The sequence below is a fragment of the Pseudomonas sp. FEN genome, assembly GCF_904067045.1.
Taxonomy (GTDB): Bacteria; Pseudomonadota; Gammaproteobacteria; order Pseudomonadales; family Pseudomonadaceae; genus Aquipseudomonas.
The window spans coordinates 28763-53424 of the sequence record NZ_CAJFDC010000016.1 but is presented as its reverse complement, the minus strand read 5'-3'; the positions used below and the strand labels follow the sequence as shown (position 1 = coordinate 53424).

Here is a 24662-nt window from a genome sequence, read left to right as displayed (position 1 = left end):
CGAGCCTGCTTGAGCAGGTGGATACATGAATCTGTCGGGGCCTTTCATCCGTCGGCCGGTGGCTACCATGCTGCTGAGCCTGGCGATCATCCTGCTGGGCGGCGTGAGCTTCGGCCTGCTACCGGTTTCGCCGCTGCCGCAGATGGACTTCCCGGTCATCGTGGTCCAGGCCAGCCTGCCCGGCGCGAGCCCGGAAGTCATGGCATCCACCGTCGCCACGCCGCTGGAGCGCTCGTTCGGCGTGATTCCCGGTGTCAACACCATGAGCAGCCGTTCCAGCCAGGGCTCGACCCGGGTGATCCTGCAGTTCGACCTCAATCGCGATATCAACGGTGCCGCGCGGGAAGTCCAGGCGGCGATCAACGCTTCGCGCAACCTGCTGCCCAGCGGCATGCGCAGCATGCCCACCTACAAAAAGGTCAACCCGTCCCAGGCGCCGATCATGGTGCTGTCGCTGACCTCCGATGTGTTGCAGAAAGGCCAGCTCTACGACCTGGCCTCGACCATCCTGTCCCAGAGCCTGTCCCAGGTTCCGGGGGTGGGCGAGGTGCAGATCGGCGGTAGCTCGCTGCCGGCGGTACGCATCGAGCTTGAACCCCAGGCGCTCAACCAGTACGGCGTGGCCCTGGACAGCGTGCGTACCGCCATTGCCAACGCCAACGTGCGTCGGCCCAAGGGCTCGCTAGAGGATGCCGAGCGCAACTGGCAGGTGCAGGCCAACGATCAGTTGGAAAAGGCCAAGGACTACGAGCCGCTGATCATCCATTACCAGAACGGTTCGGCCTTGCGCCTGGGCGATGTGGCCAAGATCAGCGACAGCGTCGAGGATCGCTACAACGCCGGTTTTTTCAACAATGACGAGGCGGTCCTGTTGGTGATCAACCGCCAGGCGGGCGCCAACATCATCCAGACGGTGAATGAGATCAAGGCCCAACTGCCGGCCTTGCAGGCGGTGCTGCCGGCCAGCGTCAAGTTGAACCTGGCCATGGACCGCTCGCCAGTAATCAAGGCCACGCTCCACGAAGCGGAGATGACCCTGCTGATCGCCGTGGCCCTGGTGGTGCTGGTGGTGTATCTGTTCCTCGGCAACTTCCGTGCATCGCTGATCCCGACCCTGGCGGTGCCGGTGTCGCTGGTGGGCACCTTTGCCGTCATGTACCTGTATGGCTTCTCCCTGAACAACCTGTCGCTGATGGCACTGATCCTGGCCACCGGGCTGGTGGTGGACGACGCCATCGTGGTGCTGGAGAACATTTCCCGGCATATCGACAATGGCATCGCGCCGATGAAGGCCGCGTACCTGGGGGCCAAGGAAGTCGGCTTCACCTTGTTGTCGATGAACCTGTCGCTGGTGGTGGTGTTCCTCTCCATCCTGTTCATCGGTGGGATCATCGGCAGCCTGTTCCGCGAGTTTTCCATCACTTTGGCGGCCTCCATCCTGGTCTCGCTGGTGGTTTCCCTGACCTTGACACCGATGCTTTGCGCGCGCTGGCTCAAACCGCACCAGCAGGGTGAGCCGACCCGCCTGCAACGCTGGAGTGAAAAAGCCAACGACCGGATGATAGCCGCCTATGCCGTCAGCCTGGACTGGGTCCTGCGGCACAAGCGCCTGACCTTGCTCAGCCTGTTCGTCACCATCGGGGTGAACGTCGCCCTGTACGTAGTGGTGCCGAAAACCTTCCTGCCACAGCAGGACACCGGGCAACTGATCGGTTTCGTGCGGGGCGACGACGGTATGTCGTTCGGCAATATGCAACCGAAGATGGAAATCTTCCGCAAGGCGGTGCTGGCCGACCCGGCGGTGCAAAGCGTGGCCGGCTTTATCGGCGGCAACAACGGCACCAACAACGCCTTCATGCTGGTGCGCCTCAAGCCGATCAAGGAGCGCAACGTCTCGGCGCAGAAGGTCATCGAGCGCCTGCGCACGGAAATGCCCAAGATGCCCGGCGCCCGACTGATGCTGATGGCCGACCAGGACCTGCAATTCGGCGGCGGCCGCGAGCAACAGACCGCGCAGTACTCCTACATCCTGCAAAGCGACGATCTCGGGGTGTTGCGCGAGTGGTACCCGAAAGTGGTCGCGGCCTTCAAGGCCCTGCCGGAACTGACCGCGGTCGATGCGCGGGAAGGTCGTGGCGCCCCGCAGACCACCCTGGTGGTCGATCGGGATACCGCCAAGCGCCTGGGCGTGGACATGAGCACCGTCACGGCGGTGCTCAACAACGCCTATAGCCAGCGGCAGATCTCCACCATCTACGACAGCCTGAACCAGTACCAGGTGGTAATGGAGATCAATCCCCTGTACGCCCAGTCTCCGGAAACCCTCGATCAGGTCAAGGTGATCGGTTCAAGCGGGCAACGCATCCCGCTGTCGGCCATTGCCCACTACGAGAACAGCCTGCAGTCCGACCGGGTCGAGCATGAGGGACAGTTCGCCTCCGAAAGCCTGTCGTTCGACATGGCCCCCGGAGTGACGGTGGAGCAGGGCACCGCCGCCATCGAGCGGGCCGTCGCCAAGCTTGGTTTGCCGGAAGCGGTGATCGCCAAGATGGCCGGTACCAACGATGCCTTTGCCGCTACCCAGAAAAGCCAACCGTTCATGATCCTCGGCGCGCTGGTGGCGGTGTACCTGGTGCTGGGCATCCTCTACGAAAGCTACATCCACCCGCTGACCATCCTCTCGACATTGCCGTCGGCCGGGGTCGGGGCCTTGCTCGGCATCTACCTGCTGGGGGGCGAGTTCAGCCTGATTTCGCTGCTGGGCCTGTTCCTGCTGATCGGCGTGGTGAAAAAGAATGCGATCCTGATGATTGACCTGGCACTGCAACTGGAACGGCATTCGGGCCTCGATCCGCTGGAGTCGATTCGCCAGGCCTGCCTGCTGCGCCTGCGACCGATCCTGATGACCACCCTGGCGGCGATCCTTGGTGCCTTGCCCTTGCTGTTGAGCACTGCCGAAGGCGCGGAAATGCGCCAGCCCCTGGGCCTGACCATTATCGGCGGGCTGATCTTCAGCCAGATCCTGACCCTCTACACCACCCCGGTGGTTTACCTTTATCTCGACCGTTTGCGCCACCGTTTCAACCAATGGCGTGGCGTGCGCACTGATGGTGCTCTGGAAACTCCGCTATGACTGACCGATTGCAATGCAAAGGGCCACTGGCCGCCCAACGCCTGGAGACCGCCCGTGGCTCACGCCTGCTGAGCCTGACCCTGTGCGGGCTGATGCTCAGTGCCTGCGCCGTGGGCCCGGACTATAAGCGCCCGGAGGCCGCCGCGCCGGCACAATACAAGGAAGCACCCGGCTGGCGTCAGGCCCAACCCAGTGACTCGCTGGCCCGCGGCGCCTGGTGGGAGCTGTACGGCGATCCGACGCTCAATGCGCTGGTGGAAAAGCTCAACAGTGCCAACCAGACGGTGGCGCAGTCCGAAGCCCAGTACCGTCAGGCCCAGGCCCTGGTCAAGAGCTCTCGCGGGGCGTTTTTCCCGAGTGTCGACCTGAGCACCGGAAAAACCCGTTCCAGCCAGGGGACTGGCAGTAGCAGCTCAAGCCTGAGCCGGTCGTCCAGCGGGATTCAAGATACCTATAACGCTCAACTGGGCGTGAGCTGGGAAGCGGATATCTGGGGCAAGCTGCGCCGCGACCTGGAGGCCAAGGATGCCAGCGCCCAGGCCAGCTTTGCCGACCTTGCGGCCATGCGCTTGAGCCAGCAGTCGAGCCTGGTGCAGAACTATCTGCAACTACGGGTGATCGATGAACAGAAGCGCCTGCTTGAGTCAACGGTGCAGACCTATGAGCGCTCGCTCAAGAATACCGAAAGCCAGTACCGTTTCGGCGTTTCCGGCAAGTCGGCGATCGCCCAGGCGCAGACCCAGCTCAAGAGCGCCCAGGGCGACCTGATCGACCTGATCTGGCAACGGGCCCAGTACGAAAACGCCATTGCCGTATTGACCGGCCAGGCCCCGGCGCAATTCCAACTGGCGGCCACCACCAGCGTTCCGGCCTTGCCGTCGATTCCGTTGGGCGTGCCCTCGCAACTGCTGGAGCGGCGTCCGGACATTGCCTCGGCGGAGCGCTCGGTGATCAGCGCCAACGCCAATATTGGCGTGGCGAAGGCGGCTTATTATCCGGACCTGACCTTGAGCCTGTCGGGCGGTTACAGCAGCAGCACCTATGCCAACTGGATCAGCTTGCCGAACCGTTTCTGGTCGGTGGGTCCCAAGCTGGCGACCACCTTGTTCGACGGCGGCCAGCGTTCGGCGGAAGTGGAGCGCACCGAGGCGGTGTACGACCAGACGGTGGCCAAGTATCGCCAGACGGTGCTGGATGGTTTCCGCGAGGTGGAAAACTACATGGTCCAGCTCAAGGTCATGGAAGACGAGGCGGCGGTGCGTGCCCAGGCGCTGGAATCGGCTCGCGAGTCCCTGCGTCTGACCGAAAACCAATACAAGGCCGGTCTGATCACCTACCTGGACGTGGTCACGGTGCAGACCACGGCACTGACCAACGAGCGTAGCGTGTTGAGCCTGTTGCAGAGCCGGCTGATCGCCAGTGTCCAGTTGATCGCGGCACTGGGCGGCGGTTGGGATGGCAATACCGATATGAGTGCCAAGCGCTGATCGGTATTTGGCTTGGCTTTGATGTTGGGCTCACCGACGCCTTCGCGGGCAAGCACCGCTCCCACAGTACCCGGGGCGTTCCGCAGCTTTGTGGCTACCCTGGAGCCTGTGGGAGCGGTGCTTGTCGGACCGCCGCACCGCCGCGAAGAGGCCCTCAAGACCACCAGAAAACCTACCCGAAGCCCCCCTGTTTCTGCAACGAAGGCACCCTGCGGCCGGCCAGAAAACACAGGCTGCCGCCAAGCGCGGTGAGGCCGCTCAAGGCATAGAACATCGTCTCCGGCGCCGTATGGATCAGCAGGTAACCGCAGATCACCGGACTCAACGCACCGCCCAGGGCCGCGAGGTTCTGCGCCCCCAGATAACTGCCGCGCAGCGCCTCCGGGGCGATGGTGTCGACGAACAGGTATTCGGACGGGTAAATGATCATCTCCCCGAGGGTGAAGATGAACATCGACGCGCACCAGGTCAGCAGGTTTTGCGCAAAACTGAAGCCGATCAGCCCGACGATGAACAGGCTGGTGCCGATGGCGATCCAGTAGCGCAACTGCTCGCGCTTGAGAAAACGGCCGATCTGGTATTGCAGCAGGATCACGCTGATGGCGTTGCAGGCCAGGATCGCTGACAACGTGGTCAGCGCGTCCTGGTTGCTGTGGGTCACCAGCAGGTATTGCGACAGATACAAGGTGTAGCGGCCATGGACAATGGTACTGAGCAAGCTGCCACAGGTGAACAGGATCAGGCTCCGATCGTTGCGCAACGTCGCCAGGGTTTTGATGAAACTTTGCGGCTTGCCGAACAGCACCTGGCCGCTCGGCGCGATACCGAGCATCAGGAACACGCTGCAAAAGGCGATGCCGGAGGCGATCAGGAAGGGCGCCTGGGGTTGCACCCCGGCGATCACCACGCCGAGCATCGGGCCGGTGGCGTAACCGAGGTTGGTCAGGGTGTAGCGCAAGGAGAAAACCCTGGCCCGCTGGTCGATGGGCAGGTTCTCGCTGATGATGGCTTTGGAACCGATGAGAAACAGCGCCGACGCGGTTTCGGTGATCACCAGGGTCAGGGTGGTCAGGTACAGGTCATGGGCGAACGTCAGCAGGGTGAAACCGATGGCGCTGGAGAGCATCGCCAGGATCATCAGGCGGCGTTTTTCCAGGCGATCGATGATGTAGCCGCCATACAGCGAGAGCAGGGTGGCGATAAACACCGCGATCCCCAGTAGCAAGCCGACGTCCTGCTGATTCAGCCCGAGCTTCTTGCTGAGAAACAGCGTCAGCAGCGGGCTGGTGATAGCGCGGCTGACGACGATGGTCACGGAGCAGATCATCAGCCGGCGGATAACGAGGGAGTAGGTGGCCACGGTGGTGCTTATATCCTTGTTTTAGAAACGTCTCTGTCAGACCGCTAAAAGCTTCGCGGGCAAGCCCTGCTCCTACAGGTTCGTGTCGTACACAAAATCAGTGAACGACTACGTACTGTAGGAGCAGGGCTTGCCCGCGAAGAGGCCGGTAAGACCACTGCAACATCACGGAAGGCACTTGCGGTAGTGGCGCTCATAGACCGCCGCCGGATGCTCCGCCGTCATGGCGCGACCCTGATCGTCCCACCACTGGGCCACTTCGGCGCCCGTGGCAATCCACACGTCGTCATGTTGCTGGATCCCCTTGAGCAACTCCCGCAGTACGCCGATGCGACCCGGGGTGGCGATGACTTCCGGGTGCAGACGCAGGACATAGCACAGCCCGAACCGGTGAAAGCCGGCAAAGTCCATCTGCAAGTTGCCCAGGGTATGGCTGTAGGAAGCGATCCGCGATTGTGCCGGTGGCACCGCCGGGCTGAGGTTGAAGGCGAAGTAGGGCTCGTCCTCCAACTCATAGTGCAACGGCAGCTCGATCACCTGTGGCGCCGTCGGATGAGCGAAGGGCAGGTCGTCGCCACGCCAGGAGGACGACCAGAGGATGCCCTCGTTGTGCAGCGCCTCGGTGAACCCTGGCAACCAGTTGCCGGCCGGAATCCGAAATCCCTTCGGCCGCTCGCCCGTCAGTGCGGCCAGCGCCTGGCAACCTTGTTTGAGCGCGGCTTTCTGTTCATCAAGGGTCAGGTTGTCGTAGTTCTGGTGGCGGTAGCCGGCACAGGCGATTTCATGTCCGCCGGCCTGGATCGCCCGGATATGCGCCGGCTGTTCCTCGGCGACGATACCCGGGATGCACCAACTGCCGCGGACCCGCAACTCGTCGAACAGGCCGAGCAGGCGTTCGACCCCGCGCTGGCTGCCATAGCGCCAGACCGACAGGCTCTTGTCGCGCCCGGCGACCTCAGGCGCTTGGGTAAGAATGCCATGTATATCATTGTAATCAATGGTAATAACCACCGCGCAGCGATAAGGCGCAGGCCATGGGCTATGGAATGCGGGACGCTGGAACTCAGCCATGATGATGCTCCTTCAGCCACCAATGGGCGACATCGCGGCAGGTGGCAAACCAGACGTCATCGCGCTCGCGCATATGTTCGAACAGTCGCTCCAGCAGCAGGATACGCCCCGGCTTGCCGGTGATTTTGGGGTGAAACAGGCTGGTCAGGCACAGTCCTTCATCGACGGCGCCATCGAATTCGCGACACCAATTGTCCAGGGTCAACTCGTAGCTGGCGGTACGATCCAAATGCTGCCCCGTTGGTGGCCAAAGGCTTATTGCGAGCCTTGATGCCGGAGCGGGTCAGCTATCGCACGCCATTCAACCTGATCCTGCGCCACAACACGACGCGCAGCCCGTTGGTCAAGGCTTTCGCCCAGGCCCTGGGGGTAGATCTCAAAGCGCCGTTGTAGCGCTAACCGTGGGCCGGAGGGGGCACGCTCGTGGCTTCTCACGTTCGCTTGCCCAGCACCCGTTCGTGGACTTCATTGTTGAGCAGCACGCTTTCGATCACCCGACGAAAGCCAGGCTCGTCGGACAACGGGCCTTTGAGTGCGACGAGTGCATCGCGCAGTGCCATCAGTTTGTTCAAGGGTAGCGCCGAGTTCGCGGCGGTGCAGTCGCAAGGGCTTGGTTCGAACGTGCCCGGAATGTCCGCCTCGATGGCTGAAGGCGGGAGCGGGGCGGATTCATGATTGGACATGACGGGTTCTCTACAGAATGTGTGCACTGCGCAAGGAGAACACAGGGTAAAAAGCTCGACTCGTTTAGTCTAAAGCAGACTGGGCCAGGTACTAGTTATGAGCGGATTTTAATAGCCGTCATATTTACGGATATATATGTAGGAGCTTTCCAAGAGCCCAGTTTGCTTGTAGGTAATCAACATCGTTTTCAAGAGAAAGCCCATCACCAGAAGCAGGACGTTTCAATACCCCTGGAGAATCGGCAACCGCCAGCACCGCGTCACTCCAGCAGGCGCACAAACCCCGGTTGCAAACCGAATACCTCGACACCCTCCGCGGTCGCCTGGCCGGTCGTCACCGCCACGCGCCTGGCCGGCTGGTCCGGCGCCTCGCGGTAGTCCACCGCCAGGCCGTTATCGACATGCTGGATTGCCGCGGGTGGCAGCACGATCGCCCGCTCGTTGCGGTATGTGATGATGGTCAGCCGCGCGCTCATGCCCAGTCGGACCCGCTGCAACTGCTCCTTGCTCAGCTTCGGTACCGAGAGCGTGACCGGGAACTGCGCGCTACCACCGGGCGCATCGCCGGGCAGCGCCAGGCTGCTGACAATGTCGACGGCGCCGTCGAGCCGCACGCCGTCGAAACCGTCACCCAGTATCTCGACGCTCTGGCCTTGATGCAGTTGGTTGATGTCCAGTTCCGAGACCTTGCTGACGATTTTCAGTTGTTCGATATTGGCCAGGCCGAATAGCACCTGTCCCTGGCTGACCCGACTACCGCTCTGGACCGGCCCGGAGTTGTTGCTCGTCGAGCCTTGCGCGTTGTTCGCCCCGGGGGCCGGCACGACAATACCGGCAAACGGCGCCAGCAGATTCTTGCCCTCGAGCAGGCTGCGCAAGGCTTCGTACTTCACCGTGGCGTTGGTCAGTTCCATGTCGGCGATCTGACGATATTCGCCCTTGCCCTGGTCCAGTGCCTGTTGCAGGTCGCCCTGGGCCGCCACCAGGTCCAGGCGCTGGCTTTGCAGTTGCTGCTGCAGATCGTCCAGTTCGTTGCGGGCGATGATGCCGCGCTGGAACAGAACCTGGCTTTCGCGCAGCTTGCGCTCGTTGTTGCTCACGGACATTTGCGCAGCCCTGAGCGAGCGCCGGCTGCGAGCCACCTGCTGGCTGTTGTTCCAGTCCTGTAATTCCTGGACGGCACGGCGGGCCTTGAGCTGGGCGGACAAGGCATCACGCAGCTGGATTTCCAGCAATGCCGGGTCCATCTGCAAGAGTGTCTGCCCGGACTCGACCCGTTGTCCCTGTTCCACCAGCACGGCGCGAACATTGCCGTCGAAGGGCGCGGTCAGGGTTATGGTCTTCTGCGGTTCGATCTTGCCCACCAGGCCGATCTGGTGAACCAGCGGCGCGGCCTGCACGGGTATCCACTGGCCGCTTTTCGGCTGATCGGCGGCGGGCGCGCGATAGCCGATCAGCGCCACGCCGGCCATGACCACCAGGACCAGCGCGGAGCCTTGCAACCAGCGTTTGCGGGTTGTTCTGTCAATAGTCATTGAGCGCAATGTCCCAGCTCTCCAGTGTCATGCCCAAGGTCAGATCCAACTGGGTCTGGGCGTTCAAATAGGCAATCAGGGCGTTGAGCCGGGCGTTTTCGGCGTTACGCAAATCACCTTCATAGCTCAGGACCTGGAAGTTGCTGGAACGCCCGGCGCTGAGCTTTTCCCGCTCGATATCCAGCTTGCGCCGGGACAGGTCGACGGCGCGCTGGGCAATCTCGTATTGCCGCCAACGGCTGCCCAGGTCGCGCACTACGTCGTTGACGCTGCGCTCCAGCGCCTGACGGGCATCGGCGAGGAGGATCTGTTGATTTTCCACATCGACCCGGGCATGGACTTCAGCCTGGCGGGTACTGAGGTCGCCGATGGGGATCTGCACCTGCACGCCGGCATAACTGTCCCAGCGGCGGCTGCCTACGTCACCGTTGTCATTGTCGGTGCGAGCGCGAATCTGATTGGCCCCGGCGACCAGCGAGACATCCCAGCGGCTCTGATCCTTGGCGATCACCAGGTTCAGGTCGGCCTGCTGGCTACCCAGCAGGGACGCGAGGTAATCCGGCTGCTGGACCTGAGCCACGCGAAAGGCATCCTGTTTGTCGATGGTCACCCGGTTGGCCTCCAGGGCTTCGGTGGCGTGGATCGGCGTGGACAGGTCGAGGGCCAACAGGCGCAACAGCGACAGGCGATTGATATCGACCTGGTTGCGGGCTTCTTCCACGCCCAGTTCCTGGGTGGCGATGTCGGCCTCGGTCTGGACAATTTCGAACTCGGCCATGCGTCCCGCGGCGATCAGTGCCTTGTTCACGTCCAGCAGGGCCCGGGCGCGCTTGAGGGCCTCCTGGGCAATGGTCAGTTGCTCCTGGGACCTGAGCATTTCCCGGTAGGCGGTGATGATGTTGCTGATGGTCTGCGCGACGTTGGACTTGAGGTTCAGCCGGTTGATCTGCTCGGCGATCCGCGCCAGGCGCAGTGGCGCGGTGGTCACCTCCCAGCCGGCGCCACGCAGCAGCGGTTGGATAATCGCCAGGTCGAGACCGTCGCTGCGATAGCGGCCGGCGACGTCGGCATTGTTCAGTTGTCGGGTCCAGGCCATGCTCAAGCGGGTACCGTACTCGCTGAGCAGGCTGGTGGTCGGCGAGAGGCTGGCATTGCGCGAGCTGTCCTGGGACCCCCGGTTCGCCTGATAGGTGCCGCTGATCAGCAGCTTGGGATTGAAGACATCTTCGGAAACCCGCAGGTCGAATTTCTGCGCGATACGTTGCAGGTAGGCGCTGCGAATGCCGGGGTTGTTGCGCAGCCCCAGGTACACCGCGTCCCCCAGGGTCAGCTCGGTGCTCTGCTGGCTGAGCAGTACGCCACGGGCCGGATTGTTACGCAGGCTGGGGGCTGACGGTCGACCGACGAGATCGCTGGCGGCCAGTGCGGGGTAACAGAACCAGCAGAGCAGCAGCGCCATCCATGGCCCGGGCCTATTCATCGCGCAGGGCCTCCACCGGTTGCAGTCGCGATGCCGAAATCGCCGGGTAGAGGCCGAAAAACAGGCCCACCAGCAGGGTGCTGCCGACCCCCAGCGGCAGCGACAGGAGCGCCAGGGAAAATTCCCAGCCGGACATCCGTGCATAGAGGTAGGCCGCGGCCAGGCCCAGCAGCGCACCCGATATCGCGCCGACGGCGGTCAGGCTGACCGCCTCCAGCAGAAACAGGTTGCGGATGTCCTTGCGCCGCGCGCCCAGCGCCATGCGCACGCCGATTTCCCGACGGCGCTCGGAGACGTTCATCAGCATCACGTTCATCACCCCGACACCGCCTCCGACCAGGGAGATAGCGCCCAGCGCCATCAGCAGATAACCAAACGTGCGGCTTTGCCGGGTCATGCCGTCGATCATCTGCTGCGGCACCTGGACCTCGACCTCCCGGCTCCCGAGGCTTTGTTTCAAGACCTGGGTCAAGGCCTCGGCGACCCGATTGGTGTCCTGGCCGGCGGCAACCCGCACGATCAGGTTGCTGATCTGTGGCGCACTGATGATCCGCCGCAGGCCTTCAAGGGGCAGAAACAGTGAATCGTCGGCCTGTACCGGAATCAGGATGGCCGGCGGCTGGCTGTGGGCGATGCCGATCACCTGGAACAGGTAATCGTTGATGCGAATGCGCTCGCCCAGGCGCAGCGGATCGCCGGGCTTGCTCAACGCCAGGGCAATCTTGTGCCCGACCACGACATAGGTTTCGCTGTGATCGAAGTCGGAGATGAAGCGACCTTCCTTCAGTTGCAGGCGCATGGCGCCCATCAGCTGTGCGGTGCTACCCACCAGATTGGCGTTGCTGGCTCGGCCGTGAAACACCACCGTGGCGCTGGACAGGGTGAGCGGGGCGATGTACAGCAGGCCCGGTAACGCCTTGCTCAACGACACTGTATCGAAGGTCGCCGGCATCGGCGTGCGCGCATCGCCATTGCCGGGAAACTGCACCGCCAGCGTATCGGTGCCCATGTCCTTGAAAATCGCCGAGGCTTCCCGTGCCGCGTTGTGGCCAATATTGATCAGGGCGATTACCGATGAGCTGCCGATGACAATTCCGAGCAAGGCCAGGAGCGAGCGTTTACCCAGTGTCCTCAGGCTGACAAAGGCTTCGTGGAGCAACTGGCTGGCACTTTGTTCGGCCTGCGCGCTCATGCCGGGCAGGCCTCGCGGACCACGCCGTTGTGTACCCGGATCTGTCGACTCAGGCGCTGGGCGATTTGCGGGTCGTGGGTGACGATGATCAGCGTGACCTGGCGGACGCGATTGAGCTCCAGCAACAGCTCCATGATTTCCCGGGCCGTGCTGCTGTCCAAATTGCCGGTGGGCTCATCGGCGAGGATGACCGAAGGTTCGCCCACCAGGGCGCGAGCAATGGCTACCCGCTGGCGTTGACCGCCGGACAGGTCCGCGGGGCGATGGTGCGCGCGTTGCGCCAGGCCGACCTGCTCCAGCATGGCCATGGCCCGGATCAGTGATTCGCCTCGAGGGATCCCGCGATAACTCAAGGGCAGGGCGACATTGTCCAGGGCGCTGAGGCGCGCCAGCAGGTTGAAGCTCTGGAAGACGAAGCCGATCTGCCGGTTGCGAATGGCCGCCAGTTGGTCGGGACTGGCCTGGAAAATGTCATGCCCGGCAAAACGATAATGGCCGCCGTCAGGCCGGTCGAGCAGGCCAAGGATATTGAGCAGGGTGCTTTTGCCCGAACCGGAAGCCCCGAGAATCGCGCAACTTTCACCCGCCTCGATGGACAGCGAGACATTGTCGAGAATGGTGAGTGTTTGCTCGGCGAGGCGGTAACGCTTGCCGATGCCTTGCAGGGAGATGAAACCTTCGTGAGCAATCGTGTCTGTCATTGCTGATCGCACCAACCGGCTCGACCTGACAGGAGCCACCGGCCCCGGGCGATTGCTGGAGCGCTCAGGCGGTTCTCGGGCAGGAACGGACCCAGGGTTTATTTTCTTATTTTAAAAATTTGTTTGAATAGTAGTCGTGATCCTGGGGCGGCGCTAGCCCTCTGTCGCGAGGACGGCGCAGGCCGTTCGAACGGGGCTTTGTGACATCCTGAAACATTTTATCGGACAGCCAATGCCTTGCTCTCTTTAATGCTGAAGCCACCCGGGTTTGCATAAAGAGGGCGGCGATGCCGACAAATTGTGTCTGAGTGTGTCCTTTTTGAGACTCGACAGAATGATTTTCAAACCCCCGCCAGGGCGGGCGCCACGGTGTAGAGGCTTGCTTTCAAAGGCTTTCACAGGTATAAAAAATCAAATTTATTTTTAAAACACTATTCGCCCGGTCAGACTTTTACCCGCAAAGGCTCCTCACCTATGGTCGCAAAGAAACTCAGTGCCCCCAATGTCACCAAGACCCGACTGCTGGATGCCACGGAGGCTCTGTTTATCAAATACGGCTACGACGCCGTGTTATTGCGCCAGATCACCGAGCGTGCCCAGGTCAACCTCGCCGCGGTGAACTACCACTTCGGGGACAAGGATTCCCTGATGACCGCCTTGCTGATGCAGCGGCTCGGACCGCTCAATGAGCAGCGCCTGGAACTGCTGGCCAAATGCGAGGCGCAGGCTGACGGCCCGTTGGACTGCGAGACCCTGCTGGGGGTCCTGTTCGCTCCGGCCATGGGCCTGGAGCGCAGTGGCGACGGCGATGAGAGCCGTTCCTTCATTCGTTTCCTGGGCCGTGTCTACAGCGACACCTCTCCCTTTATCCAGGAATACCTCAAGGCACATTACCAGCCGGTTTTCGAACGTTTCTTCAATGCTTTCGCCCTGGCACTGCCGGATCTGCCACGCAATGAGGTCGGGTTGCGCCTGCAATTCGCCCTCAAGGCCATTTCCGGGGTGATTGCCGGGACCGAGCTGCGCTTCCTGATGCAGGCCATGAGTCTGGGGCGTCCGGCCACCGATGCCGAAGTCATGACCAAACTGATCAGCCTGGTGTCGGCGGCCATTCATGCGCCGCTGCAAGACCACAAGGCGGAGCTGGCGCTGGAGCGCGTGCTGCAAACCCAGCGTTCGATCCGCCAGCACGCCGTACCGGTCACGACCAAGCTCGCCGGCAAGTAACAGCGGCTCTCGAAAACACCGCACGACCTGTATAGGCGCCAGCTTGCTGGCTCCCGCATATCCTGTGGGGATCGCCGATGATCAGGTCGCGGCGCACAATCGCCAATCTTGGCTAGAGTGAAACTGACGGCAATCACGCCAGCCGCGTGACTGTTCCAGAACCCCGGCATCTGGCCGGGATCTTCACCAGATCGGGAGTACGCGATGGATCTCAACCGTCGTCAGTTCTTCAAGGTCGCCGCCATCGGCCTTGGAGGCTCGAGCCTGGCCGCGTTGGGCATGGCCCCGGCGCCGGCCTTCGCTGAGCAAGTGCGCCACTTCAAACTCACCCATACCCATGAGACCCGCAATACTTGCCCGTATTGCTCGGTCGGTTGCGGGCTGATCATGTACAGCCAGGGCGATACCGCCAAGAATGTCGCCCAGAGCATCATCCATATCGAGGGGGATGCCGACCATCCGGTCAATCGCGGTACCCTGTGTCCGAAGGGCGCGGGCCTGCTGGACTTCATTCACAGCCCCGATCGCCTCAAGTACCCGCAGGTGCGCAAGCCGGGTAGCCTGGAGTGGACGCGAATTTCCTGGGATGAAGCGCTGGACCGCGTCAGCGACCTGATCAAGGCCGACCGTGACGCCAACTTCATCGAGAAGAACGCCTTGGGACAGACAGTCAATCGCTGGCTGACCACCGGCTTTCTCGCTGCCTCGGCGGCGTCCAATGAAGCCGGTTACCTGACCCACAAGGTCATTCGCAGTCTGGGCATGCTGGGGTTCGACAACCAGGCACGTGTCTGACATGGCCCGACGGTGGCAAGTCTTGCCCCGACGTATGGCCGTGGAGCCATGACCAACACCTGGACCGATATCGCCAACGCGAATCTGATCCTGGTAATGGGGGGGAATGCCGCTGAAGCGCACCCCTGCGGTTTCAAGTGGGTGACCGAAGCCAAGGCTCATAACCAGGCCCGGCTGATCGTGGTCGACCCGCGTTTTACCCGGACCGCGTCGCTGGCCGATTATTACGCGCCGATCCGTACCGGCAGCGACATCGCCTTCATGGGCGGGCTGATCAACTTCCTGCTGAGCGAGGACAAGATCCAGCACGAATACGTGCGCAGCTACACTGACGTGTCGTTCATCGTCAAGGCCGGCTTCAGTTTCGAGGACGGGCTGTTCAGTGGCTATGATGCGACCAGCCGTACCTACACCGACAAGTCCTCCTGGGGCTATGAGCTGGGCGCGGACGGCTTCGCCAAGGTCGACCCGACACTGCAGGACCCGCGTTGCGTCTATCAGTTGATGAAACAGCACTACAGCCGCTACACCCTGGCGCTGGCAAGCCAGACCTGCGGCATGCCGCAGGAGGCCATGCGCAAGATCTGGGACGAGATCGCCACCTGCGCGCAACCGGGCAAGACCATGACGATTCTCTATGCCCTGGGCTGGACCCAGCACTCCATCGGTTCGCAGATGATCCGTAGCGCCGCCATGGTCCAGCTGTTGCTGGGCAATGTCGGCATGCCTGGCGGTGGGGTCAATGCCTTGCGTGGTCACTCCAACATCCAGGGCCTGACGGACCTGGGGTTGTTGTCCAACTCGCTGCCCGGCTACCTGACCCTGGCCTCCGACGCCGAACAGGACTACGACGCCTACATCGCCAAGCGTGCCCTCAAGCCCTTGCGTCCCGGCCAGTTGTCCTATTGGCAGAACTACGGCAAGTTCCATGTCAGCCTGATGAAGGCCTGGTACGGCGCCAATGCCACGGCCGAGAATCACTGGGGCTATGACTGGCTGCCCAAGCTCGACAACCCTGGCTATGACATCCTGCGCATGTTCGACCGGATGGGCCGGGGGCTGGTCAACGGCTACATTTGCCAGGGCTTCAACCCGATTGCCGCGTTGCCCGACAAGAACCGGGTGAGCGCTGCGCTGGGTAAACTCAAGTGGCTGGTGATCATGGACCCCCTGGCCACCGAGACCTCGGAGTTCTGGCGCAATGCCGGGCCTTACAACGATGTCGACAGCGCCAGTATCCAGACCGAAGTCATCCGCCTGCCCACCACCTGCTTCGCCGAGGAGGACGGCTCGCTGACCAACAGCAGCCGCTGGCTGCAATGGCACTGGAAAGGCGCCGAAGGACCAGGGCAAGCCCGCACCGACGTGAAGATCATGAGCGAGTTGTTCCTGCGTCTGCGCCAGCGTTACCAGGCCAATGGCGGCGCTTTCGCCGAACCGATCCTCAAGCTCAGTTGGCCCTACAGGATTGCCGATGAACCGTCGCCGGAAGAGCTGGCCCGGGAAATCAACGGCTACGCCAGCACGGACTTCACCGATGCCTCCGGGACTACGACCAAGGCCGGCCAGCAATTGGCCGGGTTTGCCCAGCTCAAGGACGACGGCAGCACCGCCTCGGGTTGCTGGATCTTCTGCGGCAGTTGGACCGAGCAAGGCAACCAGATGGCCCGGCGCGATAACAGTGACCCCTATGGCATGAAACAGCACCTGGGCTGGGCCTGGGCCTGGCCGATGAACCGGCGCATCCTCTACAACCGCGCGTCCGCCGACCTCCAGGGCAAGCCCTGGTCAGCGGAAAAACGCCTGGTATGGTGGAACGGCAAGCTCTGGGGCGGAACCGATATACCCGACTACAAGCCCGATGTGCCGCCGGAAGCCGGGATGAATCCCTTCATCATGAACCCCGAGGGCGTGGCCCGCTTCTTTGCCGTCGACAAGATGGCCGAAGGGCCGTTTCCGGAACACTACGAGCCATTCGAAACCCCGATCGGCATCAACCCGCTGCACCCGGACCACAAAAAGGTCACCAGCAGCCCGGCGGCTCGGATCTTCGATTCGGTCTGGGACACGCTGGGGCAGGCCAAGGACTTCCCTTATGCGGCCACCACCTACCGGCTGACCGAGCATTTCCACTTCTGGAGCAAGCACTGCAAGCTCAACGCCATTGCCCAGCCCGAGCAATTCGTCGAGATCGGCGAAGTGCTGGCCAAGGAGAAGGGCATCGCTGCCGGCGACCGGGTGCGGGTCAGTTCCAAGCGTGGGCATATCGAGGCGGTGGCGGTGGTGACCAAGCGGATTCGGCCGCTGCAGGTCAACAACCAGGTCGTGCACCATATCGGCATCCCGCTGCATTGGGGGTTCACCGGGGTGGCGCGACATGGCTACCTGACCAACACCCTGGTGCCGTTCCTTGGCGACGGTAATTCACAGACCCCGGAATCCAAGTCGTTCCTGGTCAACGTGGAGAAAATCTGATGGCCAGCCAAGACATCATTGCCCGTTCGGCGACCACCACCGTACCGCCCTCCGTGCGCCAGCAGGAAGCCGTCGCCAAACTGATCGACACGACCAAGTGCATCGGCTGCAAGGCTTGCCAGGTGGCGTGTTCGGAATGGAACGAGCTGCGCGACGAGGTTGGCCACAACCACGGCACCTACGACAATCCCCAGGACCTGAGCGCCGAAAGCTGGACCCTGATGCGCTTCACCGAGCATGAAACTCCGACGGGCAACCTGGAATGGCTGATCCGCAAGGACGGTTGCATGCACTGCGCCGACCCCGGCTGCCTGAAGGCCTGTCCCAGCCCGGGGGCGATCATCCAGCACGCCAATGGCATCGTCGACTTCAACCAGGACCATTGCATCGGTTGCGGCTACTGCATCACCGGCTGTCCCTTCGACATCCCGCGGATCTCGCAGAAGGACCACAAGGCCTACAAGTGCACGCTGTGTTCGGACCGGGTGGCGGTGGGGCTGGAGCCGGCCTGTGTGAAAACCTGTCCGACCGGGGCGATTGTCTTCGGCAGCAAGGAAGACATGAAGGAACACGCCGCCGAGCGCATCGTCGACCTCAAGTCCCGGGGCTTCGACCAGGCCGGCCTGTACGACCCGGCCGGCGTGGGTGGTACCCATGTGATGTACGTGCTGCACCACGCCGACCAGCCGTCGCTGTATGCCGGCCTGCCGAACCAGCCGAGTATCAGCCCCTTTGTCGAGCTGTGGAAAGGCCTCAGCAAGCCGTTGGGGCTGCTGGCGATGGGCGCGGCGGTGCTGGCGGGGTTTTTCCATTATGTGCGCATCGGCCCGCAACGGGTCGAAGAAGACGAGCCTGCGCCGCCCACGGACGGCGGCGTCCACCAGGTCGCCCCTGGCGTACAGGTCTTTGATCCGAAAACCGCTAAGGAGCCTCGGCCATGAACGACAAGCCGATCCTGCGTTATACCGCCAGCCAGCGCAGCAACCACTGGCTGGTGGCGATCCTGTTCGTCATGGCCGGCCTGTCGGGGCTGGCGCTGTTTCATCCGGCGTTGTTCTGGCTCAGCGCCTTGTTCGGCGGTGGTCCCTGGACCCGTATCCTGCATCCCTTCATGGGCTTGCTGATGTTCGTGCTGTTCCTCGGGCTGGTGATCCGTTTCTGGCGGGCCAACTTGTTTATCGCCAACGACCGTCCGTGGCTGCGGCGGGTGGGGCGAGTGATGCGCAACGAGGAGGAGGGCGTGCCGCCGATCGGCAAGTACAATCCCGGGCAGAAGCTGCTGTTCTGGACGCTGCTGGCCTGCATGCTGGTTCTGCTGTTCAGCGGGGTGGTGATCTGGCGGGCGTATTTCAGCCAGTACTTCGGCATCGCCAGCATTCGCCTGGCAGTGCTGCTGCATGCGCTGGCGGCGTTGGTGCTGGTGTTGAGCATCATCGTGCATGTTTATGCCGGCATCTGGATCAAGGGCTCGGTCGGGGCCATGCTGCATGGTTGGGTCAGCCACGCCTGGGCGCGCAAGCACCATGAATTGTGGTACCGCGAAGTGACCCGTGGCGAGACCTCGACCGCCGAGCCAGCAAAAAAGGGGTAAGCGCTTGAGCACGATATTGGAACCTGGACAGATCGAGGCATCGGCCAGCTCTGTGCCGTTCCTGCATTTGCCGCCACCGACGCTGTTCGCCCTACGGGCCGCCCGACTGGAAAAACTGGCGCTCGGGCATCCGTTGGCCGAGTACCTCGGCCTGCTGGCCGGGATTTGCCGGGTACAGCAGCAACTGCTGGAGCAACCGCCGACAATGCTATCTACCGACGCCGCGCGCCAGCAGCTGTGTCTGGAACATGGCCTGCCACCACTGGCCGCCGACAGCCTGGTGCGTGAGGACCTGTGGTTGCCCTGGCTCGACGCCTTGTTGTCGGGGTATACGGCCACGACCCCGGCCGTGCGCCAGGCCGTTGACACCTTGCAGGCGAGTCGTGGCGGACAACGCAAGGTCTGGGCGCTGGCCTTGCTGGGGGGCCAATACAGCGGGCTGCCGGCGGCTCTGGTGCCTTTTCTCGGGGCTGCCTTGCAGGCGGCCTGGAGTCATTGGCTGCTGAATGTGCCGGCCCTCGCGCTGAAACCCGGCGACAGCCTGTCGCAGTGCCCGGCCTGCGGTTCGCCGGCCATGGCCGGAGTGATCCGGCATCGGGGCAAGTTCAACGGCTTGCGCTATCTGGTGTGTTCGCTGTGTGCCTGCGAGTGGCATGTGGTGCGGGTCAAATGTATCTATTGCGAGCAGAGCAAGGGCCTCAAGTACCTGAGCCTGGGCGATGACGGCCATGCCGCCGGTCATGCGCCGTTGCGGGCGGAAATCTGCCCGGGCTGCAACAGCTATCTGAAGTTGCTCTATCTGGAAGAGGATGCCGAGGCCGAGGCGCTGTCGGCCGATATCACCAGCCTGGCGCTGGATATTCGTCTCGATCAGGAAGGTTACCTGCGTCAGGCCCCGAACCTGTTGCTGGCACCGGGGGGCGATTGAACAGGGCTGGCTTGCAACTGGGCGTCTACACTCAGGTTTTCGCATCGCGCATTCAGGAAACCGCTGATGTCCTCGAGTCTTGCCGCCGTTCCACCCCGCCTGCCGTCCATCGATAGCCTTTTGCGCGACCCCGCCTGCCAACCCCTGGTCGAGCGCTACGGGCGCGATGTGTTGTTGGCGACCCTGCGGCATTTGCTCGACGAGCTGCGTGAACCGGCCCGCTTGGGCCAACTCACAGCCAACGAACTGACCCCGCCGGTCCTCGCGGGCCGGGCCGGCGAACGTCTGTTCAACCAGCACCGCAGCCGTGTGCAACGGGTATTCAATCTCACCGGCACGGTGCTGCATACCAACCTCGGCCGGGCGCTGCTGCCCGAAGCCGCCATAGACGCCGTGCAAATGGCGGCCCGTTACCCGCTCAACCTCGAATTCGACCTGCATAGCGGCAAGCGCGGTGACCGTGATGACCTGATCGAGGGCCTGATCCGCGAACTGACCGGCGCCGAAGCCGTTACCGTGGTCAACAACAATGCCGCCGCCGTGCTACTGGCCCTCAACAGCCTCGGGCAACGCAAGGAAGGCATCATTTCCCGCGGCGAACTGATCGAGATCGGCGGCGCCTTTCGGATTCCCGACATCATGGCCCGCGCCGGTGTCCGCCTGCATGAGGTCGGCACCACCAATCGCACCCATGCCCGTGACTATGAAAGCGCCATCGGCCCGCGCAGCGGCCTGTTGATGCGGGTGCACGCCAGCAACTACAACATCCAGGGTTTCACCGCCCAGGTCCCCACCGCCGAATTGGCGCGGATTGCCCATCGCCATGCTTTGCCGCTGCTGGAAGACCTGGGCAGCGGCAGTCTGCTGGACCTCAGTCGCTGGGGCCTGCCCGCCGAGCCTACGGTACGCCAGGCGCTGGAGGACGGTGCCGATATCGTGACCTTCAGTGGTGACAAGTTGCTCGGCGGCCCCCAGGCCGGGTTGATCGTCGGTCGCAAGGAGCTGATCGCGAAGATCAAGAAAAACCCGTTGAAACGGGCATTGCGGGTCGACAAGCTGACCCTCGCCGCGCTGGAGGCGGTACTGGGGCTGTACCGCAACCCGGACCGCCTGGCCGAACGCCTGCCCAGCCTGCGCCTGCTGACCCGACCTCAGGCCGAGATCCTCGCCCAGGCCGAACGCCTGCGCCCGTTGTTGGCCGGCGTGTTGGGGGAGGGCTGGAGTGTTTCGGCGCTGCCGGCGCTGGGCATGATCGGCAGCGGCAGCCAACCGCTGGCACGACTGCCCAGCGCGGCCCTGTGCCTGCGGGCCAATACCTCGAAACGCCTGCGCGGGCGCAGCCTGCATGGCCTGGAGGCGGCCCTGCGCGCCTTGCCGATTCCGGTGTTGGGGCGTATCGATGACGATGCCTTGTGGCTGGACCTGCGCCAGTTGGATGATGAGGCGGCGTGGGTCGAACAGCTTGCGGGCTTACACCTTGGGATTGCGTTGTCGTTCATCGCGAGCAAGCTTGCTCCGGCAAAAAGCGCGCTGGTGGAGAGTCCGGAAGCGGTGCGGCAAGGGTGTCCGGCCGAGGGGCGCGCAGGGTGATCGTCGGCACGGCGGGGCATATCGACCATGGCAAGACGAGCCTGCTCCAGGCGCTGACTGGCCAGGCCGGTGACAAACGACGAGAGGAGCGTGAACGCGGTATCACCATCGACCTGGGTTATCTCTATGCGCCGTTGGCGGCCGGTGCCGCGCTCACCGGCTTCATCGACGTACCCGGCCACGAGCGGTTTATCCATAACATGCTGGCCGGTGCCCAGGGGATCGACCTGGTGATGCTGGTGGTGGCCGCCGATGACGGCGTGATGCCACAGACCCGCGAGCACTTGGCGATTGTCGAGTTGCTGGGCATCCCCCGGATGCTGGTGGCGATCAGCAAATGCGATCGGGTGGAACCCGCGCGCCGGCTACAGGTGCGCACGGAGATCCAGGCGTTACTGGCCCCTGGCCCTTATGCCGAGGCGCCGCGGGTCGAGATTTCCAGTATTACCGGCGAGGGTATCGAGACGCTGCGCCAAGCCTTGCTCCAGACCCAGGACGAGGTGCGCCGGCGCAGTGACGAAGGCGGCTTTCGCCTGGCCATAGACCGCGCTTTCAATGTCGCCGGTAGCGGTATTGTGGTGACTGGCACGGCCTTGTCCGGCCATGTCGGCAGCGGTGATGTCCTGGCGCTCGGGCCCACGGGTAAAACCGTGCGGGTTCGCGGCCTGCATGCGCAGAACCAGCCGGGGAGCGAGGCATTCGCCGGGCAGCGGGTGGCCTTGAACCTGAGCGCCGAGCGCCTGGCGCTCGAACAGATTCATCGCGGCCATTGGGTGCAGGCCGAGTGGTTGCACGCACCCAGTCGGCGGCTGGACATCGAGTTGCGACTGCTTCCCAGCGAAACCCGTCATTTCGAACATTTCAGCCCGGTGCACATTCATTTGGGCACCCAGGATGTGCTGGGCCGGGTAGCCTTGCTGGACACCACGCAGGTGGCGCCGGGTGGACGGGCCTTTGCCCAGTTGCTGACTCAGGTACCGTTGCAGGCCGTGCACGGCGATCGCCTGGTACTGCGCGATCAAAGCGCACGGCGAACCCTGGGCGGGGGCCGGGTGCTGGATCCCTTTGCGCCAACCCGTCAGCGCCGCAGTCCAGAGCGTCTGGCGCAGTTACAGGCCCTGGCGCAGGCGCAGAGCCTGGAGGCGGTGTTACCGACATTGCTGGCCGCTGCCGCTGGTGGTCTTGATCCGCAACGACTGGAGCGCCAGTTCAATCGCCCGCGTGATACCTGGAACCTGCCGGCTGATGTCAGTGTGATCGCCACGCGGCAGGGGGCGCTGCTGTTCAGCGATACCGGCTGGCAAGCCCAGAAGGACAGCTTGCTGGCGCAACTGGCGCGCTTTCATGTCCTGGAGCCCGACCAACTGGGGCCGGATCGTGATCGGTTGCGCCGATTTGCCGCCTTGCCACTGGAGCGCCCGGCCTTTACAAGTCTGCTGGACGCACTGCTTGACGATGCCGCGTTGGTTGCCAGCGGACCCTGGCTGCATTTGCCCGACCATCAGGTACGCCTGAGCGAAGACGACGAAGGTTTGTGGCGACAACTGCGGCCGCTGATGGAGCAGAGCCCTGTCGATCCGCCGTGGGTCCGCAGCCTGGCAGCGTCCACCGGCCAGGACGAAGCTGTAGTGCGCTTGTTGCTGCGCAAACTGGCCCGGCTCGGCCAGGTGTACCAGGTGGTGCACGACCGCTTTTACACGGAAGCCGCGGTCCTGCAATTGGCGGCTATGCTGGTGCAATTGGCGGCGGATAGCACGGAGGTACGGGTGATCGCCTTTCGTGATCGGCTGGGACTGGGGCGTAAACGCTGTATTCAGCTACTGGAGTTCTTCGATCGTATCGGCCTGACCCGGCGTGTCGGCAACTTGCGCTTCATTCGCACCGACAGCGCGCTGGCGAATCCCCGAACTTGAGTACAAAGGAAGGCAATCGCGCCCGGTGGCGCGGCCGGGCTTCAAACCCGGTTGGGGACGGCATCCGTTCCCGGGCAGGTTCGACTCCGGCTGCCTTCCGCCAATTACTTCATTCATCGTCCGAATGGCGTTGGCGCGGCGCTCGCTGTGCCATTTTGTCGCACCTCCCGCCCCATCGACGATGGTACATTCTGCGCCCATGAAAGCCATCCCGTCCCTTCGACTGCCCGGACGCCGCCGTGGCGGAGCCTGGTTGAGCCTGTTGGCCATGTCCGCGTCGGCCCGTTGATCGGGTAGGACATGAGCCTGGCCCTGGCCCACGGCGCTTCACAGGAAGACTACCGAACATGAATGAATTGCTGACTCGCCGCCAGGTCGTGGCTGGCCTTGGCCTGCTCGGCCTCGGCATGCTGAGCGGTTGCGACAGCTCCAACGGCCTGTCGTACAAGTACGGCAAGGACCTGAGCGACGAGATCCTCGGACGCACCTTCAAGCTGAAGGATACCGCCGGCAACGTCAAAACGCTGTCCAGTTTCCGCGGCATGATGCCGATGGTGTTTTTCGGTTTCACCCAGTGCCCGGCGGTCTGCCCGACCGCGCTGGCCCGGGCGGTACAGGCCAAGAAGCTGATGGGCCCGGACGGTGATCGGTTGCAGGTGATCTTCATCACCCTGGACCCGGAACGCGATACGCCCAAGGTCCTCGACGCCTATGTAAAGGCCTTCGACCCGAGCTTTGTCGCGCTCTACGGCACCCTGGAGGAAACCGCGGCCACGGCCAAGGAATTCAAGGTGTTCTACGAGAAGATCCCTAGCGGCTCGACCTATACGCTGTCCCATACGGCGACCAGTTTCGTCTACGACACGCGGGGCGTACTGCGCTTGGGTCTGTCGCCGTCGCTGTCGGCGAAACAGTGTGCGGAGGATCTGCTCACGGTGATGGAAGTCTGCTGATGAATACTCGAATTGATAAGGTCACTGCCATGAAACCCTTGAACGCCCTGGTGTTTTCCCTGCTCGCATTGTCGAGTGTCCCGGCCTTTGCGCAAACCAGCGTGGAGGACGCCTGGGTGCGGGCCACCGTCGCGGGGCAACCTTCGACCGGGGCCTTTATGCGGATCACTTCCAGTGACGACGGCAAGCTGCTGGAAGCGAAATCACCAGTGGCCAAGATCGTGCAGATCCACCAGTCAAAGATGGAAAACGATGTCATGAGCATGCAACCGGTGGACTTCGTGCCGCTGCCGGCGGGCCGGACCGTGGCCATCGAGCCCGAGGGCTATCACGTGATGCTGATCGACCTGCTGGGGCAGGTGAAGGAGGGCGACGAAGTGCCGCTGACACTGATGGTGGAAAACGCCAAGGGCGTCAAGCAGTCGATCGAGGTCAAGGCCCGGGCGCGGGCGCTGAACAGCATGGCTGACCACGGCGACATGCACGGCGACATGCACTGAACGCCGGAGTAGTACCCTTTGAAGCCGATCGCGTACCGGTGGCGAGCG

Annotated in this window: 16 protein-coding genes, 1 tRNA gene and 4 pseudogenes; 13 read left to right on the top strand and 8 right to left on the bottom strand. The window is 63.0% G+C overall.

Translation table 11 applies throughout. The features are described 5' to 3' along the window. Positions 1–25 precede the first annotated feature (25 nt). Both PFEN_RS19185 and PFEN_RS19180 read left to right on the top strand, forming a co-directional pair. Positions 26–3133, top strand: coding sequence for an efflux RND transporter permease subunit (locus tag PFEN_RS19185; RefSeq protein ID WP_191488380.1), 3108 nt, complete (start codon positions 26–28; stop codon positions 3131–3133). Beyond that, positions 3130–4620, top strand: a complete 1491-nt coding sequence (locus tag PFEN_RS19180; RefSeq protein WP_191488379.1) for an efflux transporter outer membrane subunit — start codon at positions 3130–3132, stop codon at positions 4618–4620. Before PFEN_RS19185 ends, PFEN_RS19180 begins: the two co-directional genes overlap by 4 nt. 172 nt (positions 4621–4792) lie before the next feature. Here the strand turns inward: PFEN_RS19180 and PFEN_RS19175 are convergent, their stop codons facing one another. The 3 genes and pseudogenes from PFEN_RS19175 to PFEN_RS19165 form a co-directional block, all read right to left on the bottom strand. After that, complete coding sequence (locus PFEN_RS19175; protein ID WP_191488378.1) at positions 4793–5980, bottom strand: MFS transporter; 1188 nt, start codon at positions 5978–5980, stop codon at positions 4793–4795. 165 nt (positions 5981–6145) lie between these two features. Beyond that, entirely contained in the window at positions 6146–7051 is a 906-nt protein-coding gene (locus PFEN_RS19170) for a polysaccharide deacetylase family protein (RefSeq protein ID WP_191488377.1), read from the bottom strand. Then, positions 7044–7283 (bottom strand): annotated as a pseudogene (locus tag PFEN_RS19165) (polysaccharide deacetylase); the annotation flags it as partial. The pseudogene PFEN_RS19165 and the gene PFEN_RS19170, both read right to left, overlap by 8 nt. Between PFEN_RS19165 and PFEN_RS19160 the strand changes: the two are divergent. Beyond that, a pseudogene (locus PFEN_RS19160) lies at positions 7283–7444 on the top strand (LysR family transcriptional regulator); the annotation flags it as partial. The pseudogenes PFEN_RS19165 and PFEN_RS19160 sit on opposite strands and share 1 nt — an antisense overlap. A 38-nt stretch (positions 7445–7482) precedes the next feature. Here PFEN_RS19160 and PFEN_RS30710 read toward each other — a convergent pair. The 5 genes and pseudogenes from PFEN_RS30710 to PFEN_RS19135 form a co-directional block, all read right to left on the bottom strand. After that, positions 7483–7623: pseudogene (locus PFEN_RS30710) on the bottom strand (type VI secretion system contractile sheath small subunit); the annotation flags it as partial. Positions 7624–7994: 371 nt separating this feature from the next. Then, positions 7995–9269, bottom strand: a complete 1275-nt coding sequence (locus PFEN_RS19150) for an efflux RND transporter periplasmic adaptor subunit (RefSeq protein ID WP_191488375.1) — start codon at positions 9267–9269, stop codon at positions 7995–7997. Beyond that, on the bottom strand, positions 9259–10749 hold the full coding sequence (locus tag PFEN_RS19145) for a TolC family protein (RefSeq protein WP_191488374.1): 1491 nt from the start codon (positions 10747–10749) through the stop codon (positions 9259–9261). The genes PFEN_RS19150 and PFEN_RS19145 overlap by 11 nt, the downstream gene beginning before the upstream one ends. Further along, entirely contained in the window at positions 10742–11941 is a 1200-nt protein-coding gene (locus PFEN_RS19140) for an ABC transporter permease (protein ID WP_191488373.1), read from the bottom strand. The genes PFEN_RS19145 and PFEN_RS19140 overlap by 8 nt, the downstream gene beginning before the upstream one ends. Further along, positions 11938–12642 carry an ABC transporter ATP-binding protein gene (locus tag PFEN_RS19135; RefSeq protein ID WP_191488372.1) on the bottom strand — a complete coding sequence of 235 codons (705 nt, stop codon included), beginning with the start codon at positions 12640–12642 and terminating at the stop codon, positions 11938–11940. Before PFEN_RS19135 ends, PFEN_RS19140 begins: the two co-directional genes overlap by 4 nt. 474 nt (positions 12643–13116) lie before the next feature. Here PFEN_RS19135 and PFEN_RS19130 point away from each other — a divergent pair, with 474 nt between their 5' ends. The 10 genes and pseudogenes from PFEN_RS19130 to PFEN_RS19085 all read left to right on the top strand — a co-directional run bounded on the left by PFEN_RS19130 (position 13117) and on the right by PFEN_RS19085 (position 24614). Next, entirely contained in the window at positions 13117–13869 is a 753-nt protein-coding gene (locus PFEN_RS19130) for a TetR/AcrR family transcriptional regulator (RefSeq protein ID WP_191488371.1), read from the top strand. Positions 13870–14073: 204 nt separating this feature from the next. Then, positions 14074–17139: a formate dehydrogenase-N subunit alpha gene (gene fdnG / locus PFEN_RS19125; RefSeq protein WP_191488370.1), complete on the top strand. Its 3066-nt coding sequence runs from the start codon at positions 14074–14076 to the stop codon at positions 17137–17139. Beyond that, positions 17139–18080, top strand: coding sequence for a formate dehydrogenase subunit beta (gene fdxH / locus PFEN_RS19120; RefSeq protein ID WP_191488369.1), 942 nt, complete (start codon positions 17139–17141; stop codon positions 18078–18080). The genes fdnG and fdxH overlap by 1 nt, the downstream gene beginning before the upstream one ends. Continuing rightward, the gene (locus tag PFEN_RS19115) at positions 18077–18730 is read left to right on the top strand and encodes a formate dehydrogenase subunit gamma (RefSeq protein WP_191488368.1); all 654 of its coding nucleotides are present in this window, start codon (positions 18077–18079) and stop codon (positions 18728–18730) included. Before fdxH ends, PFEN_RS19115 begins: the two co-directional genes overlap by 4 nt. Before the next feature lie 4 nt (positions 18731–18734). Continuing rightward, positions 18735–19658, top strand: a complete 924-nt coding sequence (fdhE, locus tag PFEN_RS19110) for a formate dehydrogenase accessory protein FdhE (RefSeq protein ID WP_191488367.1) — start codon at positions 18735–18737, stop codon at positions 19656–19658. Between the two features lie 66 nt (positions 19659–19724). Continuing rightward, positions 19725–21131, top strand: a pseudogene (gene selA / locus PFEN_RS19105) (L-seryl-tRNA(Sec) selenium transferase); the annotation flags it as partial. 113 nt (positions 21132–21244) lie between these two features. Continuing rightward, on the top strand, positions 21245–23161 hold the full coding sequence (gene selB / locus PFEN_RS19100) for a selenocysteine-specific translation elongation factor (RefSeq protein WP_191488535.1): 1917 nt from the start codon (positions 21245–21247) through the stop codon (positions 23159–23161). 7 nt (positions 23162–23168) lie between these two features. Beyond that, positions 23169–23264: transfer RNA gene (locus tag PFEN_RS19095), tRNA-Sec, on the top strand. A gap of 244 nt (positions 23265–23508) precedes the next feature. Continuing rightward, positions 23509–24114: an SCO family protein gene (locus PFEN_RS19090; RefSeq protein ID WP_191488365.1), complete on the top strand. Its 606-nt coding sequence runs from the start codon at positions 23509–23511 to the stop codon at positions 24112–24114. Between the two features lie 29 nt (positions 24115–24143). Continuing rightward, positions 24144–24614, top strand: a complete 471-nt coding sequence (locus PFEN_RS19085) for a copper chaperone PCu(A)C (RefSeq protein ID WP_191488534.1) — start codon at positions 24144–24146, stop codon at positions 24612–24614. Positions 24615–24662: the final 48 nt, after the last annotated feature.

Bases quoted from the DNA above. Each gene is read 5' to 3' on its own strand.
- PFEN_RS19130 (WP_191488371.1), top strand. From the start codon at position 13,117: ATGGTCGCAAAGAAACTCAGTGCCCCCAATGTCACCAAGACCCGACTG.
- PFEN_RS19090 (WP_191488365.1), top strand. From the start codon at position 23,509: ATGAATGAATTGCTGACTCGCCGCCAGGTCGTGGCTGGCCTTGGCCTG.
- PFEN_RS19170 (WP_191488377.1), bottom strand. From the start codon at position 7,051: ATGGCTGAGTTCCAGCGTCCCGCATTCCATAGCCCATGGCCTGCGCCT.
- PFEN_RS19145 (WP_191488374.1), bottom strand. From the start codon at position 10,749: ATGAATAGGCCCGGGCCATGGATGGCGCTGCTGCTCTGCTGGTTCTGT.
- PFEN_RS19115 (WP_191488368.1), top strand. From the start codon at position 18,077: ATGAACGACAAGCCGATCCTGCGTTATACCGCCAGCCAGCGCAGCAAC.
- PFEN_RS19085 (WP_191488534.1), top strand. From the start codon at position 24,144: ATGAAACCCTTGAACGCCCTGGTGTTTTCCCTGCTCGCATTGTCGAGT.
- PFEN_RS19140 (WP_191488373.1), bottom strand. From the start codon at position 11,941: ATGAGCGCGCAGGCCGAACAAAGTGCCAGCCAGTTGCTCCACGAAGCC.
- PFEN_RS19150 (WP_191488375.1), bottom strand. From the start codon at position 9,269: ATGACTATTGACAGAACAACCCGCAAACGCTGGTTGCAAGGCTCCGCG.
- fdxH (WP_191488369.1), top strand. From the start codon at position 17,139: ATGGCCAGCCAAGACATCATTGCCCGTTCGGCGACCACCACCGTACCG.
- PFEN_RS19180 (WP_191488379.1), top strand. From the start codon at position 3,130: ATGACTGACCGATTGCAATGCAAAGGGCCACTGGCCGCCCAACGCCTG.
- PFEN_RS19135 (WP_191488372.1), bottom strand. From the start codon at position 12,642: ATGACAGACACGATTGCTCACGAAGGTTTCATCTCCCTGCAAGGCATC.
- PFEN_RS19185 (WP_191488380.1), top strand. From the start codon at position 26: ATGAATCTGTCGGGGCCTTTCATCCGTCGGCCGGTGGCTACCATGCTG.